The 15,678-nt window shown below is 67.8% G+C and carries 13 protein-coding genes and 1 pseudogene; 12 read left to right on the top strand and 2 right to left on the bottom strand.

The genetic code is table 11. From position 1 onward, the window contains the following. Positions 1-218: 218 nt before the first annotated feature. Positions 219-1,151: a carbohydrate kinase family protein gene (locus ACTJJK_RS08720; protein ID WP_031372080.1), complete on the bottom strand. Its 933-nt coding sequence runs from the start codon at positions 1,149-1,151 to the stop codon at positions 219-221. Positions 1,152-1,507: 356 nt separating this feature from the next. Between ACTJJK_RS08720 and ACTJJK_RS08725 the strand changes: the two genes are divergently transcribed. The 6 genes from ACTJJK_RS08725 (at position 1,508) to ACTJJK_RS08750 (ending at position 8,634) form a co-directional block, all read left to right on the top strand. Further along, positions 1,508-2,554 carry a rod shape-determining protein gene (locus ACTJJK_RS08725; RefSeq protein WP_031372079.1) on the top strand — a complete coding sequence of 349 codons (1,047 nt, stop codon included), beginning with the start codon at positions 1,508-1,510 and terminating at the stop codon, positions 2,552-2,554. Between the two features lie 175 nt (positions 2,555-2,729). Beyond that, positions 2,730-3,866 carry a rod shape-determining protein MreC gene (gene mreC, locus ACTJJK_RS08730; RefSeq protein ID WP_440729990.1) on the top strand — a complete coding sequence of 379 codons (1,137 nt, stop codon included), beginning with the start codon at positions 2,730-2,732 and terminating at the stop codon, positions 3,864-3,866. After that, positions 3,863-4,348: a rod shape-determining protein MreD gene (mreD, locus tag ACTJJK_RS08735; RefSeq protein ID WP_031372077.1), complete on the top strand. Its 486-nt coding sequence runs from the start codon at positions 3,863-3,865 to the stop codon at positions 4,346-4,348. Before mreC ends, mreD begins: the two co-directional genes overlap by 4 nt. 1 nt (position 4,349) lies before the next feature. After that, positions 4,350-6,563, top strand: a complete 2,214-nt coding sequence (gene mrdA, locus ACTJJK_RS08740; RefSeq protein WP_440729991.1) for a penicillin-binding protein 2 — start codon at positions 4,350-4,352, stop codon at positions 6,561-6,563. Beyond that, the gene (rodA, locus tag ACTJJK_RS08745; RefSeq protein ID WP_408952410.1) at positions 6,560-7,675 is read left to right on the top strand and encodes a rod shape-determining protein RodA; all 1,116 of its coding nucleotides are present in this window, start codon (positions 6,560-6,562) and stop codon (positions 7,673-7,675) included. Before mrdA ends, rodA begins: the two co-directional genes overlap by 4 nt. Positions 7,676-7,764: 89 nt before the next feature. Further along, positions 7,765-8,634, top strand: a complete 870-nt coding sequence (locus tag ACTJJK_RS08750; protein ID WP_440729992.1) for a hypothetical protein — start codon at positions 7,765-7,767, stop codon at positions 8,632-8,634. A 75-nt stretch (positions 8,635-8,709) separates the two neighbouring features. On the opposite strand, the gene ACTJJK_RS08755 is transcribed toward ACTJJK_RS08750, so the two are convergent. After that, positions 8,710-9,210 carry a hypothetical protein gene (locus ACTJJK_RS08755; protein ID WP_031372073.1) on the bottom strand — a complete coding sequence of 167 codons (501 nt, stop codon included), beginning with the start codon at positions 9,208-9,210 and terminating at the stop codon, positions 8,710-8,712. Between the two features lie 316 nt (positions 9,211-9,526). Here ACTJJK_RS08755 and ACTJJK_RS08760 point away from each other — a divergent pair, with 316 nt between their 5' ends. The 6 genes and pseudogenes from ACTJJK_RS08760 (at position 9,527) to ACTJJK_RS08785 (ending at position 15,654) form a co-directional block, all read left to right on the top strand. Further along, positions 9,527-10,000, top strand: a complete 474-nt coding sequence (locus ACTJJK_RS08760) for a hypothetical protein (protein ID WP_031372072.1) — start codon at positions 9,527-9,529, stop codon at positions 9,998-10,000. A gap of 89 nt (positions 10,001-10,089) precedes the next feature. Further along, positions 10,090-10,488, top strand: a complete 399-nt coding sequence (locus ACTJJK_RS08765) for a type II toxin-antitoxin system PemK/MazF family toxin (RefSeq protein ID WP_051884989.1) — start codon at positions 10,090-10,092, stop codon at positions 10,486-10,488. Between the two features lie 231 nt (positions 10,489-10,719). Beyond that, positions 10,720-11,151 (top strand): hypothetical protein, encoded by a 432-nt coding sequence (locus tag ACTJJK_RS08770; RefSeq protein WP_440729993.1) that lies wholly within the window; start codon positions 10,720-10,722, stop codon positions 11,149-11,151. 175 nt (positions 11,152-11,326) lie between these two features. Next, positions 11,327-12,469, top strand: a pseudogene (gene mltB / locus ACTJJK_RS08775) (lytic murein transglycosylase B); the annotation flags it as partial. 128 nt (positions 12,470-12,597) lie between these two features. Further along, entirely contained in the window at positions 12,598-14,220 is a 1,623-nt protein-coding gene (locus tag ACTJJK_RS08780) for a septal ring lytic transglycosylase RlpA family protein (protein ID WP_440729994.1), read from the top strand. Between the two features lie 189 nt (positions 14,221-14,409). Further along, positions 14,410-15,654, top strand: a complete 1,245-nt coding sequence (locus tag ACTJJK_RS08785; RefSeq protein ID WP_440729995.1) for a D-alanyl-D-alanine carboxypeptidase family protein — start codon at positions 14,410-14,412, stop codon at positions 15,652-15,654. Positions 15,655-15,678 lie beyond the last annotated feature (24 nt).

Genomic DNA, 15,678 nt, shown 5'->3' on the forward strand with positions numbered 1-15,678 from the left:
TTGCGCCGCTCCTACCCTGGTGTGGTGCGGCGATCTTGGGTCGCGACTTACGTCGCTCCTACACAGGCGAGGGAGTACGCGGAAACGGAAAATCCCGGCCGGGGCCGGGATTTTTGTTTGTCGCATGCAACAAGGGCTGGTGCGGTTTCGGTGGGCAGTTTCGAATAATTTCGATTCCCGATTCCCGATTCCCGATTCCCGATTCCCGACTCCCAGCCTTACAGCGCGTAACCGAACTGCTGGCGGAACTGTTCGGCGAATTCTTCGTAGTCGAAGCGCTGGTTCTGGGTGCCCGGGTGCTCGACCTTCAGGGCGCCCATCAGGTTGCTCATGCGGCCGATGGTCAGCCAGTCGTAGCCCTTCTCGATGCCGAAGATCAGGCCGGCGCGGAACGCATCGCCGCAGCCGGTCGGGTCGGTCACGCGGCGCTCGTGCGCCGGCGGAACGTCGTAGCTCTTCTCCGGCGTGTGGATCTGCGAGCCGTGCGGGCCGCGCGTGGTGATGTAGGCCTTGACCCGGGAAACGATGTCTTTTTCGCTCCAGCCGGTGCGTTCCTGCAGCAGGTTGGACTCGTAGTCGTTGACGGTTACGTAGTCGGCCTGCTCGATGAAGTGACGCAGTTCTTCGCCGTTGAACAACGGCATCGCCTGGCCGGGATCGAAGATGAAGGGGATGTTGGCTTCGGCGAATTCGGTCGCGTTCTGCAACATGCCTTCGCGGCCGTCGGGGCTGACGATGCCGAAGCTCACGTCCTTCACGTCGCGCACGTGGTTCTCGTAGGAACGCATCATCGCGCCGGGGTGGAAGGCGGTGATCTGGTTGTTGTCGTGATCGGTGGTGATGAACGCCTGCGGCGTGAACAGCTCCGGGATTTCCTTGACGTGGTCGAGGCGGATCTTCTGATCGACGAACCACTCGCGATACGGACCGAAGTCCTGGCCGACGGTGGCCATCGGAATCGGATCGCCGCCGAGCAGCTTGAGGTTGTAGGCGATGTTGCCCGCGCAACCGCCGAACTCGCGGCGCATGCGCGGCACCAGGAACGACACATTCAAGATATGAACCTTGTCCGGCAGGATGTGGTTCTTGAACTGGTCCGGAAACACCATGATGGTGTCGTAAGCCAGTGAGCCGCAGATCAGCGCAGACATGTTCACCCCGATAAGAAATAGAAAAGCGCGGCGGTCCATCACCGGCCGGCGGCGTAGGGTAGCGGCTGAGACCTCTCGCGGCCAGTTCCTAATGTGCTTTGCGGGGCGTGCGACCCACTCGATCGGTGACCCGGGTCAGGGGTCGGGCAGGGTGCGGATCGGGCCTCGACCGGGTCGGTCCGGGGTGGCCGGCAGGGTCCGCCGGCACCCCGACCCAGGGTTATCCCCAGGGTATCCACCGCCGCTCCTGAACGGCCCAGTTCGCTCGAAACCGTTGATTTTCCTTGCTCGCAGGGGGGGCGGTTGCTAGGCTAACGCCCCCACTCCGCCCCTACTTTTGACGGCCCAATCCCCCGATGTTCAAGAAGTTTCGCGGCATGTTCTCCAATGACCTGTCCATCGACCTGGGCACGGCCAACACACTTATTTATGTGCGCGGGCAAGGGATTGTCCTGAACGAGCCGTCCGTGGTCGCAGTGCGCCAGGACCGGCTGATCGGCGGAAACCGGACGGTGGCGGCGGTCGGCGGCGAGGCCAAGCAGATGCTCGGCCGCACCCCGGGGCACATCACCACGATCCGGCCGATGAAGGACGGCGTCATCGCCGACTTCACCTACACCGAGGAAATGCTCAAGCATTTCATCCGCAAGGTGCACAAATCGCGCTTCCTGCGCCCGAGCCCGCGCGTGCTGGTCTGCGTGCCCTGCGGCTCGACCCAGGTCGAGCGCCGCGCGATCAAGGAATCGGCCGAAGAGGCCGGCGCCCGCGAGGTCTACCTGATCGAGGAACCGATGGCCGCGGCGATCGGCGCCGGCATGCCGGTGACCGAGGCGCGCGGCTCGATGGTGGTCGACGTGGGCGGCGGCACCACCGAAGTGGCGGTGATTGCGCTCAACGGTATCGTCTACTCGGCCTCGGTCCGGATCGGCGGCGACCGCTTCGACGAGGCGATCATCAACTACGTGCGCCGCACCTACGGCACCCTGATCGGCGAAGCCACCGCCGAGCGCATCAAGCTCGAGATCGGCTGCGCCTACCCGCAGGAACGCGCCACCACCATCGAGGTCTCCGGCCGCAACCTCGCCGAGGGCGTGCCGAAGATGATCAAGATCAACTCCAACGAAGTGCTGGAAGCGCTGCGCGAGCCGCTGGCCGGCATTGTTTCGGCGATCCGCCTGGCGCTGGAGCAGACCCCGCCGGAACTGTGCGCCGACGTCGCCGAGCGCGGCATCGTCCTGACCGGCGGCGGCGCGCTGCTGCGCGACCTGGACCGCCTGATCAGCGAGGAAACCGGCCTGCACGTGCAGGTCGCCGACGATCCGCTGACCTGCGTCGCCCGTGGCGGCGGCCGTGCCTTGGAGCTGGTCGACATGCACGGCAACGAGTTCTTCGCGCCTGAGTAAGCCGGGAGTCGGGAATGGGGATTCGGGAATCGTCGAAAGCCGTTTCGTCGTCGTCCCGGTTTCCCTCTCGCCCACGCGGTCCGCAAACTGAAGTAAGGTTTCGTGCGCGGCGCCCGATGGTCGCCGCGTCGCGCTTTTCCGATCCCCCACTCTCCATTGCCCATTTCCGGCTCTAATGCCCCCTTACGCCGGTCCACCCACCGCAGCCCGTAGCGGCGAAGTCGCCGACACGCTGCGCCTGTTGGCGTACCTGGCTCTGGCGGTCGTGCTGATCGTGCTCGATCATCGCGGCGGTTGGCTCAACCAGGCACGCAAGCAGACCGCGCTGTTCGTGGCGCCGCTGTGGGCGGTCGCCGGATGGCCCGGGCGCCTGGTCGAGCGCGTCAGCGACGACGCCGGCACCATGAGCCAGCTCACCGACGAAAACCGCCGCCTGCGCAACGAAGCCCTGGTCAACCAGGCGCGCATGGCACGGTTGCAATCGGTCGCCGCCGACAACCAGCGCCTGCGCGGCCTGCTCGAAGCGGCCGAGCGCGGCAACCTGGACGTGGTCCTGGCGCCGATTCTCGATATCGACCTCGACCCCACCCGCCAGCGCCTGGTGCTCGACGCCGGCAGCCGCGAGCGGGTCCGGGTGGGCCAGAGCGTGATCGACGCCGGCGGCCTGCTCGGCCAGATCACCGGCATTACCCCTTTGCACGCCAGCGTGCTGCTGATCACCGACGCCTCGCATGCGGTGCCGGTCGCGGTGGCGCGCAACGGCGTGCGTCTGGTCGTTTACGGCGAAGGCCGCAGCGACAGCCTGACCCTGCGCAGCGTGCCGCTGTCGAGCGACGTCCGGGTCGGCGACGTACTGGTGACTTCGGGCCTGGGCGGACGCTTCCCGTCGGGCTTCCCGGTCGGCACCATCACTGCGCTGCGTCCCGACGACAGCCGCGCCTTCCTGGTCGGCGAGGTGCGCCCGGCCGCTCAGCTCGATCGCGGCCGCGAAGTGCTGGTGCTGCTGTCGTTGCCGCCGCCGCCGGCCGATACCACGCAATTCGACACGCAGCCGGCGATGGCGCCGGGTCCTGCTGCCGCTACCGCGCCTGCGACCGCCAGCGGCGCTGCGGCGACGCCGAACACGGCGGCCGTGCCTGCGGTCGCAAACGCCCGCGCCGGCGGCAATGGCGCCGGCCGCAACGCCACCCCCACGACGCCTACCGCCTCGGCCACCCGAGCGCCGGCCCAGACGCCGGTCGCGCGCGACCGCATCCCGGCCGCGCCCAAGTCCACCGCCCCGTCCGCGCCTGCCGCCGGAGACGATCGATGACCCGCGCCCGCCACCATTGGGTGTTGCCGGTCAGCCTGATCGCGGCGCTGACCTTGAGCCTGTTGCCGTTGCCGCAGTTCCTGCTGCCCTTGCGGCCGTACTGGCTCGGTCTGGTCCTGGCTTATTGGGTGATCGAAGACCCAGACCGGGTCGGCCTGGGCTTCGCCTTCCTGGTCGGCCTGGCCGGCGACCTGGTGTCGGACGGCTTGCTCGGCGAACAAGCCCTGCGCCTGGTGGTCATGGCCTTCATCCTGCAGCGCTTCCGCGCCCGCCTGCGGTTCTTCCCGCTGTCGCAGCAAGCGCTCGCGGTCGGCGGCCTGATGCTCAACGACCGCATCGTCACCTCGGCGATCCATGTGGTCCTGCGCGAGCCGGCGTTGCCGTCGACGTTCTGGCTGTCGCCGCTGGCCGGCATGCTGCTGTGGCCGCTGATTTTCCTGTTGCTCGACGCGCTGCGTCTGGGCAGCTGGCGGAGGCGCTGAGATGGGCCCGCGCCGCAGCCCGATCAAGAAACGCGTCCTCAAGAACGCCGCGGCCGAGGCGGACCAGTTCCGCGCCCGCGCCGCGATCGCCTTCGCCTTCGTCCTGCTCGGGGTGATCGGCCTGGGGTTCTGGTACTTCCGCCTGCAGGTCTGGCAGCACGACGACTACGCCATGCGTTCGGAGGCCAACCGGGTCAAGCTGCGGCCGGTGGTGCCGGGGCGCGGGCTGATCTACGACCGCCAAGGCCGCATCCTCGCCGACAACGTGCCGGCGTTCCGCATCGAGGTCACCCCCAGCGAAGCCGGCGACAGCAAGGACTGGCTGCCGCAGCTGGCCCAGGTCGTTGCGCTGACGCCCGAGGAGATCGCCCGCTTCGAGAGCGAGCGCAAGGCCACGCGCGGCTTCAAGCCGATCGTGCTGAAGATGCGGGTCAGCGACGAAGAGGTCGCCGCGTTCGCGGTCGACCGCTGGCGCTTCCCCGGCGTCGAGCTGGTGTCCTACCTCAACCGCCGCTATCCCTATGGTTCGCTGTTCGCGCATGTGATCGGCTACGTCGGGCGCATCGACAGCAAGGACGAGGAGGCGATGGGCCAGAACGCCGGCGTGCTGACCCACACCGGCAAGACCGGCCTGGAGCGTTTCTACGACGAGCAGTTGCGCGGCCAGATCGGCTACGAGCAGATCGAGACCAACGTCGACGGCCGGCCGATCCGCCAGGTCGGCTACGTCCCGGCCAAGCCCGGCGCCGACCTGCGCCTGAGCATCGACATGGACCTGCAGCAGGCCATGATCACCGCGTTCGGCGACATGGACGGTTCGGCGGTCGCGGTCGATCCACGCACCGGTGAAGTGCTGGCGATGGTCAGCCTGCCGAGCTACGACACCAATCTGTTCGTCAACGGCATTTCCTCGGTCGACTACAAGGCGCTGTCGGGCAACCCATCGCGGCCGCAGTTCAACCGCAACGTGCTCGGCGGCGGCCCGCCGGGTTCGACCATGAAGCCCTTCGTCGCCCTGGCCGGCCTCGACAGCGGCCTGCGCCGCGCCGAAGACCGCACCCTGTCGACCGGCGAGTTCCACATCCCCGGGCAGAAGCGCGGCTATCGCGATTCGCACGGGGGCGGCCATGGCTGGGTCGACCTGCGCGAGTCCATCGCCCAGTCGGTCAACACCTACTACTACAAGCTCGCGCTGGAGATGGGCATCGCCCGTTTCGACCAGTACATGACGCGCTACGGCTTCGGCCAGAAGACCGGCATCGACCTGGCCGGCGAGAACATCGGCATCCTGCCGTCGCCGCAGTGGAAGGCCAAGCGCAGCAAGGAAGGCTGGTACCCGGGCGAAACCGTCATCGCCGGCATCGGCCAGGGCTATTGGGTGGTGACCGCGCTGCAACTCGCGCGCGGCACCGCCGCGATCGCCAACGGCGGCCACCTGCAGCAACTGCACCTGGTGCGCGAAAGCCGCACCGGCTACGAAGCGCCGTGGCTGCCCAAGCAAGTCGCCGCGCCGACCTTGATCACCGACAACCCCGCGCACCTGCGTGCGGTGCAGGAAGGCATGGTCTCGACCATCCACGGCGGGCGCGGCACGGCGAAGGTGATGGCGCGCGGCGCGCCCTACCGCATGGCCGGCAAGACCGGCACCGCGCAGAAGATCAGCCGCAAGGGCAACGTCAGCATGAATCCGCATTCGCTGCCGCTGCACCTGCGCCATCAGGCCTTGTTCGTGGGTTATGCGCCGGCCGAGAACCCGACCATCGCGGTGGCGGTGGTGGTCGAGCACGGCGGTTACGGCGGCAGCACCGCCGCGCCGATCGCGCGCAAGATCTTCGACGCCTGGTTGCTCGGCAAGATGCCCGAGCCCCTGCCGGGCAAGAACGAGCCGCCGGCGGTGCCGAAACTGGCCGCGGCCGACGCCAACAAGGCCGACGAGGCTGCGCCCGCAGAGAGCGAACCCAGGATCGTGCCGGTCGCCGTCAACGGCGCCTGGGCCGAGAGCGTGGCCGCGGCGAACGCCGTGGTCGCCGCGCAACCGGGCCGTGCGCCGCAGGCGCTCGAACGCCGGCCGCTGCTGCGCCCGCAATTGCCGGGCGCCGAAGCGCCGGCCGATGCCGTGCCGAGCGATGCCGCCGACGACGCCTCCGGCGAACCCGAGGACGAGCCCGCCGTGCCCGCGCCCACGGTCGCGCCGGCGGCGGAGCCGCGCCGATGAAAGTGATCCTGCGTTACCTGTGGGACCTGCTGCAGCGCTTCACCCGCACCCTCGACCTGATGATGTTGGCCGCCTTGCTGGCGCTGATGGCGATCGGCCTGGCGGTGCTGTACAGCGCCGGCGAACACTCCATGCGCATGGTGATCGCGCAGGGTTCGCGCTTCGGCGTCGGCCTGCTGGCGATGTGGGGGCTGTCGCGCATGCCGCCGTCGCAGCTGCGCAACTGGACCCCGTTGGTCTACGCGCTGTCGATGATTCCCTTGCTGCTGGTGCTCATCGTCGGCACCGGCAAACACGGTCGGCACTGGATCGACCTGAAGGTGTTTTATTTCCAGCCGGCCGAGTTGCTAAAGCTGAGCCTGCCGATGATGGTCGCGTGGTATCTCAACCGCGAGGCCTTGCCGCCGAAGCTCAAGACCGTGCTGATCGCCGCGGTGTTGATCGGCGCACCGACCGCCTTGATTCTGCTTCAGCCCGACTTCGGCACCGCGATGCTGGTCGGCATCAGCGGCGCCTTCGCCCTGTACCTGGCGGGCTTGCCGTGGTGGTGGTTCGGCGCCGCGTTCGGCGCCGTCGCCGCGACCGCGCCGGTGGCCTGGTTCTGGCTGCTGCGGCCGTATCAGAAAGACCGCATCCTGACCTTCCTCAACCCCGAAACCGACCCGCTCGGCACCGGCTGGAACATCATCCAGTCGAAGATCGCGATCGGCGCCGGCGGCATGACCGGCAAGGGCTGGCTGCAAGGCTCGCAGTCGCACCTCAACTACCTGCCCGAACACACCACCGACTTCATTTTCGCCGTGCTCAGCGAAGAGTTCGGCTGGGCCGGCGTGATCGTGGTGCTGGCCTTGTACCTGTTCGTGGTCGGCCGCTGCCTGTGGATCGCCGCCGACGCCCGCGACGGCTACTCGCGATTGATCGCAGGCGCCTTGGGCCTGGCTTTCTTCGTCTACGTCATCGTCAACGGCGGCATGATCTCCGGCCTGCTGCCGGTGGTCGGTGTGCCGATGCCGCTGCTCAGTTACGGCGGCACCTCGGCGGTGTCGTTACTGGCGGGCCTCGGCGTGGTGATGGCGGTGCGCGCGCATCGGCCGGTGCATGGCGGGCGTTGAGTTCGACGGGGTGCGCCGGCGTCTGATCCCGCGCGCGTAGCGGAACGGTTCTGAGCTGGGCTGAGCATTTCTTTCTCGCAGGAGGCGGCATGAAAGGATTCGCGATCGTTCCTTCCGTACCCTTGGTACTTCTATTGCTCGTCATTGCGGCCTTACCGCAGGCGCTCGCCGGCGAAAGCGGAAGGCGCGTCGCGGCGCGTAGCTACCTGAAACTGCCGGAGGGCGGAAAGTCGGCGACGCGACCCTACGTGTGGGAGCGCAAGGTCGGCGCCAAGCACCTCGTAGTGCTTGGTACCAGGCACCTCAGTAATCCGCACTCGCCAATGTACGGCGACATCGAAGCCGTGTTCGAGCGTGTCCGCCCGCAGCTGGTGCTGCACGAAAGCCAAATCCCCGACGACCTCAAGACCATGTCGAAGGATGCGGCGATAGCGCGTGGCGCCGATCTTGGCTTCATCGCCTATCTGGCGCACCGGCGCGGTGTCCCGATCCGCAGCGGCGATGCATCGGTAAGGGAAGAGATCGCGGCATTGCTGGCCCACCACAGCGCCGAAGAAATTCTCGTATTCATGGTGGCGCAGCGCCTGATAGGAACCCGCCGCAATCCGGACCTCAAGGCGTCCGCGGCCCAATACGCGGCCTTCTACACCGACTATCTGGTTGCAAACGGTCTGCCGAAGCGCGAGGGCTCGGACCGATGGTCAGGCTTTCTGCACGAATATCGACGCCTGGTCGGCCAGCCTTTGACGAGCAAAGGCTGGAACCCGGACCTGGCCAGCCCGATTCATGACAACGGTCGGCTCAGCGAATTGGCGCGCAGTACCAATGCCGTGAGGGATCGTCGCCTGATCGCTTCCATCGAACGGGCGATGCGCGAGCACGACCGCGTCTTGGTGGTGTTCGGGGCTTGGCATGTGCTCGCGGTGGAACCGATTCTGGATTCGGAGTTCGGGCGATAAGCCCAGATCGCCGAGCGGACCGGCGTTCTCGCCGGCAACGCTGCCGCTGCTGCAGTCGCGTCCCCGGAAGAACGATCAGACGTCGCCCCGTTCCTTGTGGAATTTGTCGATCTTCTCGACCTTGAACCAAAGCGCCTCGCCGTGATCGACGGCGGTCGAGGTGGTGACGACGATTTCGTTATCGGCCCGGAAGGTGTTCATGACGTAGCCGTCGTCTTCCTCGTCGACGATCGGCGTGCCCAGGGCGGCCGCGGTCCGGGCCCGGTTGAATTCGAAGCTCAACTCGTACGGCAGCACGCCGGCGAACTTGTCGTTCTGGCCGTTCTGGTGGCGGTTGTAGAAATGGATGCCGCTGAGGATCCAATAGCCGTCGTCGCGCGGCTCTCCGATCTCTTCCCGGTAGAGGCTCGCCACGGTGAAGATCAGCGCGAGGCCGAGGTCGTCGAAGTCGAGGTACTGGACGACGTCCGGGCCTTGCGGCCGCTCGATCATGCCGACCTCGGTGAGGTAGCGGGCCAGGCTGGCCTGGGCGGAAGAGTGTCCGAGAAGATCGACGAGTCGGTTGCCATCAATCATGCGCTTGCTTCCTCGGTGGGTAGCGGCAGGTCTTGGCTCGAACGCGCGGCAGCTGAACGACGTCGCTGTCGATTCAAAGTCTAGGCCAGTTTCGGTCGCTGAAATAGCTGGCCGGCCAGTCTCGATGAGATGGCGTCCTGCGCTGTCCGGATCTTCAACGAAGATCCGTGGAGCGATGGCGGATGGCGGATGCCGGGGCAGGGAGGCAGTGCAGCGGGCGTTTGGCGATTGGCGGGGGCGATGGCTGGCATCTCGCTTGGACGAACTTCGGTAGCGAAGCCGCTAAACTGCCGGGTTCGTTGTGTCGGCAAGTTCGATGATCATCAGGACTGACAAAGCAGCATTTCGTAGCAAGGCGGAGCGGACTGCCTGGTATCACGTTGCGCTGGGCGTCGGGGTATCGCTGGCCGCGCTGTGGGGCTGGCGAGCGTCGCTGGAGCCGATGCCGACTCATTTCGAGTATCTGACGGGCGTGATCTCCAATACGGAGGTGCATCGCAACAGCATCGAGTTTTTCGTCGCCGGGCGCGAATTCGACTACACGAGCATCCTGCCGAAGGCGGCGCTTGCGCGCAGCCTGCTCAAACCAGGCAATACGGCAACGGTCGGTTTTTCGCCGGCCGACCCCTCCGGGGTCTGGGCCCTCACCGTCAACGAGCAGATAGTCGTGCAGCCGCAAGCGGCCCATCAGGCGCGCTTGAGCAACGGAAGGATCGCTTTCTGGCTGTTCGTCGTATTCTCGGCCGGCACCGGCATTCTTGGCTGGCGTTTCGTCAGGCAGTCCAGGTGATCTGCCTGATCGGGCGGAGTCCGGCTTCGCTGGTTCCCAGTCCGATCCGTTAGCGAAGCGAACCGCAGACATGCCGAGCGATGCATCCGATGGATAGAGAAGAAGAGGCCCACCGCAGCGTTTTCCGCGGAACCGTGAACCGCGGCGATCTGTTCTGGCTGCCGCCGGACCCGTCGAGAGGTTCGGTGCCCGGCGTCGCGCATCCGCACGTGGTGGTGCAGGACGATCTGTTCAACCATTCGCGCATCAGCACCGTGGTCGTGTGCGCGCTCAGCTCCAACATCGGGCGTATCAGCGAGCCCGGCAACGTGTTGCTCGAACCCGGCGAGGGCGGCCTGCTCAAGCAGAGCGTGGTGATCGTTTCGCAGGTGTCGTCGATCTACAAGACGCGATTGGGCGAGCGGATCGGGGCGTTGTCCGAGGAGCGCGTGGCCCAGGTGCTGGCGGGGATGCGGTTCCTGCAGGCGTCGTTCTTCAATCGGGGTTGATGCCGGCGGCGATCGTGTCCGCTGTGGGTACGAGCCTGAGCGATCTGCCGCGTACTGCGCTCAAGCGCCGGCGGTCGTCGTGGCCGCGGGTTCCGCCAGCAACGCGCGTACGCTCGGCGTCCTGGCCCGGGCCGTCGCGCACGGCTTCGATCACATCGGACGTTTGAGTGCGCGCATAACCATGCGCAGATCCGGGTATCGTTTTTGATGCCTGTTTTCGTGGACCATCGCATGTCGTCCATCTGGCTTCCCTCCAGCGGCACTCTGCGCTACAGCCCGCCATTGGGCCGCGGTGGCCACACCCGCCGCGACGGCGGCAGCACCTTGTGGTGGCTGATCGTGGACGGCGACCCCGAGCTCGGCCGCTACCTGCGCCAGCAGTTCTGGATCGGCCATCGCCGCACGCGCAGCCTGCAGGCGCCGTTGTGGGGGACGCATGTCTCGGTGATCCGCGGCGAAACGCCGCCGAAACCGGCGGCGTGGAAACGCTTGGACGGGGCGACGATAGCCTTCGACTACGACCCGTATCCACAAGAAACACAGGGCTATGTCTGGTGCGAGGTGCGCTGTCCCGCGCTGCTCGACCTGCGCGAGGAACTCGACCTGCCGCGCGAGTCGCAACCGGCCTTGCACCTCACCATCGGCAACGCCTTGCTCGGATGAGCCGCGCCGAGACGACAGTCTCGACGAGCGCTATTCATGTTGAGCATGACGGTGCGGGCGGCGCCGTCGCCTCGCGCCGCCCGCTTCCGATTCGACAACCTGACATGAATAAAATCGGTTAAGTCCCGCAAACCCAAGGTTTTTTGCCCCGCTTTCGCGTGCTAACCTCGCCGCGATGACCCGACGCCAAACTGCCCGTCGCGCCTTGTTTTGCGCACTCATGATCGCCCTGGCTGCCTGCGCCACGCAGACGCCGCCGATCCCGACGTCTACCCTCGCGGCCGCCCCGGCACCGAAACCGCCGGCCCCGGTCGCCGCGCCGACGCCCGTCGTCGGCACGCCCGCGCTGCCCGAGCCGGTCAAGCCGATGCCGCTGGCGCAGGCGCGCGCCGAGTTCGTGCGCGATACCGCCAGCCGCTACGGCGTCGATCCGGTCTACATCGAATCGGTGCTGGCCAAGGCGCAGATCCGCGAGGGCATCGTCGCGGCGATGTCGCGCCCGGCCGAGGCCAAGCCGTGGCGGGACTACCGCCCGATCTTCATCACCCAGGCCCGCATCGACGGCGGCCAGGCCTTCCTGGCCGAGCACCGCGCCCAGCTGGCGCGGGTCGAGGCCGCGACCGGCGTGCCGGCCGAAATCATCGTCTCGATCATCGGCGTGGAAACCAGCTTCGGCAAAAACACCGGCAAGTACTCGGTGGTCGATGCGCTCTACACCCTGGCGTTCGCCTATCCGCGCAGCGGCGACCCGGCCAAGGCCGACCGCGAGAACCGCCGCGAGGCCTTCTTCCGCGGCGAGCTGGCGCAGTTGTTCGCGCTCGGCAAGGAAGAGCAGATCGACATCACCACCCTGATCGGCAGCTACGCCGGGGCGATGGGCTGGGGCCAGTTCATGCCGTCCAGCTATCGCGAGTTCGCGGTCGACGGCAACGCCGACGGCAAGCGCAATCTGTTCACCGATCTGGACGACGTGTTCTTCTCGGTCGCCAACTACTTCGTCAAGAAGGGCGGCTGGGTGCGCGGCGGGCCGGTGACGGTGCGCGCCAACCGCGACGCGACCGCGCAGGATTTCGTACCCGAGAGCATGGACCCGGTGTATTCGCTCAGCGACCTGGCCGCACGCGGCTATCGTCCGCTGGGCACGGTGGCGCCGACCGAGACCGCGACGCTGCTGAACCTCGACGGCGTCAACGGTCCCGAGTATTGGCTCGGTTTCCGCAACTTCTACGCGATCACCCGCTACAACATCTCCAAGCACTACGCGATGGCGGTGTACCAGTTGGCCGAGGCGATCGCCGGACGGGAGAATCCCTTGGCCACCGATATCGCCACTCCGCCCGCCGCGCTGGCCCAGCCCGCCGCTCCGGCAGGCAACGCCGCTGCCGGCAAGGCCCCCGCAGCCAACGCTCCTGCGGCCAATGCGGTGCATGCATGGACAGGCGGGGCATGAGCGGGTCGGGCACGAAGCGGCCGCCGATCGCGATGATCGGGCGACTGGCCGCCGCCGTCCTGCCGCTGGCCCTGGCCGCCTGCGCCAGCGCACCGAAGAAAGGCTCCTCCGAGGCCCTGGCCCTGCCGGAGCGCGATCGCGTCCACGCCAGCGGCCTGCCGTCGGCGCAGTCGCACGGCGGCCGCAAGAAGTCGCCGTACGCGCCGGCCCAGGAAGACCTGAGCAAGCGCGGCAACTACAAGGCCGGCGGCCTGTACGCGCCGGGCGTGTCCGACACCACGCCGACCTATATCCCCGACGTCGACGCGATTCCCGAGCCCGAGGTCGTCGCCGAGGCGCGCTCGCAGTTCGGCAACCGTTCGCCGTACAAGGTGCTCGGCAAGAGCTACAAGGTGCTCGATTCGCACGAGGACTATCTCGAGCGCGGCACGGCCTCTTACTACGGCCAGAAATTCCACGGCCGGCGCACCTCCAACCTGGAGGTGTACGACATGTACGCCTTCACCGCCGCGCACAAGTCGTTGCCGCTGCCGAGCTTCGCCCGCGTCACCAACCTCGACAACGGCAAGTCGGTGACCGTGCGCGTCAACGACCGCGGCCCGTTCCACGACGGCCGCGTGATCGACCTCAGCTACGCCGCCGCGGTCAAGCTCGGCATCACCCAGCGCGGCACCGGCCGGGTCGAGGTGCGCGCGCTGCACCCGGGCGATGCCGCGCCGCCGGTCTACGCCAGCGCCGCCAACAACCCGCCGCCGGCCGCGGCCAAGCCGAGCTCGCCGTCGGCGATCGACCGGCTGGTCTCGGCGATGCCGATCGCCAGCGCCAACGCCGGCGAACTGCCGCCGGGCGTGCGTATCGCCACCGGCAAGCCGGCCACGCTCGCCAGCGCGCCCGCCAGCGCCGCGGTCAAGACCACGGTCGCGACCGGCAAGCCCGCCGCATCGGCTGTCGCAGCCAAGCCGGCGACCACGGTCGCCGCGGCCAAGCCGTCCGCCGCTTCCGGCGGCAAGCTGCTGCCGGGCAACGACTACCGCTTCGACATGATGCAGAACGGCAAGTCGATGACGGCCGACGAGTTCGACACCTGGATGAAGTCGCGCCAGGTCCGGGTCGCCACCGGCAAGGGCGCCGACATCGCCCCGCCGAAGCCGCTGACCCGGGCCGAACAACGCGCCATGGCCAAGCAGCAGAAAGAGCAGGCCCGTGCCCTGGCCGCCGCGCAGAAGGCGGCCAAGAAGGCCGGCAAGCTGCCGCCCGCGACCGCCGTCGCCGCCGCGTCCGCGGCCACTTTGCCGGCGCCCGCCGCCGCGCCGCCGCCGCCGAGCCCGTCCAAGGCCGCGGCCGTGGTCGCCGCCGCGGTCGAAGGCAACGCCGCCCCCAGCGGCAGCGACGTGACCCTGCAGGTCGCCAGTTTCTCGGCCCGCAGCAATGCCGACCGGGCCCTGTCGATGCTGCGTGGGGCCGGCATCGGCGCCGCCCGCCTGCTCGACGGCAACGCCTCCAACGGCCAGAAAGTCTGGCGCTTGCGGGTCGGCCCGCTGCAGGCCTCGGCCGCGCCGGAACTTGCGGCGCGTATCGTCGGTCTGGGGTTCGGACAGCCGCAGCGCGTGCGCGATTGATCGATTCACGCCGCCCCCGGCGCCGCCGGCGGCTGCAGCGACCGCGCATCTGAGGCAGGATGCACGGTTTCGCGGAACCGGAAGGATCGTCCGGTTCCGGCAATTTCAGCGGCGGGCGCCAGGACGGCCGCGCCGGAGACCACCCAACACCTTGGCCGGCGCAGCGCCGGCTCCCGGAGTAGTTCAACGATGAAAGTCCGCTTCACCCCGCGCGCCGCCGCCTTCGCCGCGCTGACCTCGGCCTTCCTGGTCACCACCGCCGTCGGCGCCGCCTCGGCCTGGGCGCAGACGCCCGCCGCCGCGACCCCCGCGCCGGCTGCCGCGCGACCGGCCAGCGACGCCTTGCCGGTGCCGCCGCCGCCGGCGATCCAGGGCACCGCCTGGGTGCTCATGGATGCCGCCAGCGGCAACATCCTGGCCAGCAAGGACGCCGACGTCCGGGTCGAGCCGGCCAGCATCACCAAGGTCATGACCAGTTATGTGATTGCCGCCGAAATGGCCGGCGGCAAGGTCAAGGACACCGACCAGGTGATGATGACCGAGAACGCCTGGCGCAAGGGCGGCGCGGCCACCGACGGCAGCTACTCCGGCTTCGAGGTCAACAAGACCGCGGCGCTGGTCGACATGGAAAAGGGCATGGTGGTGCAGTCCGGCAACGACGCCGCGATCGCCCTGGCCGAACACGTCGCCGGCAGCGAAGACGCCTTCGCCGCGCTGATGAACCAGTACGCCGCGCGCATCGGCCTGAAGGGCTCGCACTTCGTCAATCCGCACGGCCTGTCGGATCCGAACCATTACTCGACCGCGCACGACCTGGCCTTGCTCGGCCGCGCCCTGATCCACGATTTCCCGGTCGCGTACTCGTACAACAAGATCAAGGAACTCAAGGTCGGGCCGATCACCCAGCCCAACCGCAACCTGCTGCTGTGGCGCGATTCCACGGTCGACGGCATCAAGACCGGTCACCACTCCAAGGCCGGTTACTGCCTGATGGCCTCGGCCCAGCGCGGCGACCAGCGCCTGATCTCGGTGGTGATGGGTTCGACCTCCGAAGCCCAGCGCGCAACCGACAGCCAGGCGCTGCTCAACTGGGGCTTCCGTTTCTACGAAACCCACAAGCTTTACGACACCGGCAAGGTGATCGCCAAGCAGAAGGTCTGGAAGGGCCAGGCCGACGAGGTGCAATTCGGCGTCGCCGAGCCGATGCTGGTCAGCGTGCCGCGCGGCAAGTACGCCCAGCTCAAGCCGAGCATCGACGTGCCCAAGACGCTGGTCGCGCCGATCAAGAAGGGCCAGGCCCTCGGCACGGTCAAGGTCATGCTCGACGGCAAGGTCGTCGCCCAGCGGCCGCTGGTCGCCATCGCCGCGGTCGAGGAAGGCGGTTTCTTCAAGCGCCTGTGGGACGAGTTCTGGATGTGGTGGGAGTCGGAGTGACCGATCGCTTCCAGCGATCCCGCA

The organism is Lysobacter sp. 22409 (genome assembly GCF_052045105.1).
Lineage (GTDB): Bacteria > Pseudomonadota > Gammaproteobacteria > Xanthomonadales > Xanthomonadaceae > Lysobacter > Lysobacter antibioticus_B.

Bases quoted from the DNA above. Each gene is read 5' to 3' on its own strand.
- ACTJJK_RS08720 (WP_031372080.1), bottom strand. From the start codon at position 1,151: ATGTCTGCGCTGATCTGCGGCTCACTGGCTTACGACACCATCATGGTG.
- ACTJJK_RS08725 (WP_031372079.1), top strand. From the start codon at position 1,508: ATGTTCAAGAAGTTTCGCGGCATGTTCTCCAATGACCTGTCCATCGAC.
- mreC (WP_440729990.1), top strand. From the start codon at position 2,730: ATGCCCCCTTACGCCGGTCCACCCACCGCAGCCCGTAGCGGCGAAGTC.
- mreD (WP_031372077.1), top strand. From the start codon at position 3,863: ATGACCCGCGCCCGCCACCATTGGGTGTTGCCGGTCAGCCTGATCGCG.
- mrdA (WP_440729991.1), top strand. From the start codon at position 4,350: ATGGGCCCGCGCCGCAGCCCGATCAAGAAACGCGTCCTCAAGAACGCC.
- rodA (WP_408952410.1), top strand. From the start codon at position 6,560: ATGAAAGTGATCCTGCGTTACCTGTGGGACCTGCTGCAGCGCTTCACC.
- ACTJJK_RS08750 (WP_440729992.1), top strand. From the start codon at position 7,765: ATGAAAGGATTCGCGATCGTTCCTTCCGTACCCTTGGTACTTCTATTG.
- ACTJJK_RS08755 (WP_031372073.1), bottom strand. From the start codon at position 9,210: ATGATTGATGGCAACCGACTCGTCGATCTTCTCGGACACTCTTCCGCC.
- ACTJJK_RS08760 (WP_031372072.1), top strand. From the start codon at position 9,527: ATGATCATCAGGACTGACAAAGCAGCATTTCGTAGCAAGGCGGAGCGG.
- ACTJJK_RS08765 (WP_051884989.1), top strand. From the start codon at position 10,090: ATGGATAGAGAAGAAGAGGCCCACCGCAGCGTTTTCCGCGGAACCGTG.
- ACTJJK_RS08770 (WP_440729993.1), top strand. From the start codon at position 10,720: ATGTCGTCCATCTGGCTTCCCTCCAGCGGCACTCTGCGCTACAGCCCG.
- ACTJJK_RS08780 (WP_440729994.1), top strand. From the start codon at position 12,598: ATGAGCGGGTCGGGCACGAAGCGGCCGCCGATCGCGATGATCGGGCGA.
- ACTJJK_RS08785 (WP_440729995.1), top strand. From the start codon at position 14,410: ATGAAAGTCCGCTTCACCCCGCGCGCCGCCGCCTTCGCCGCGCTGACC.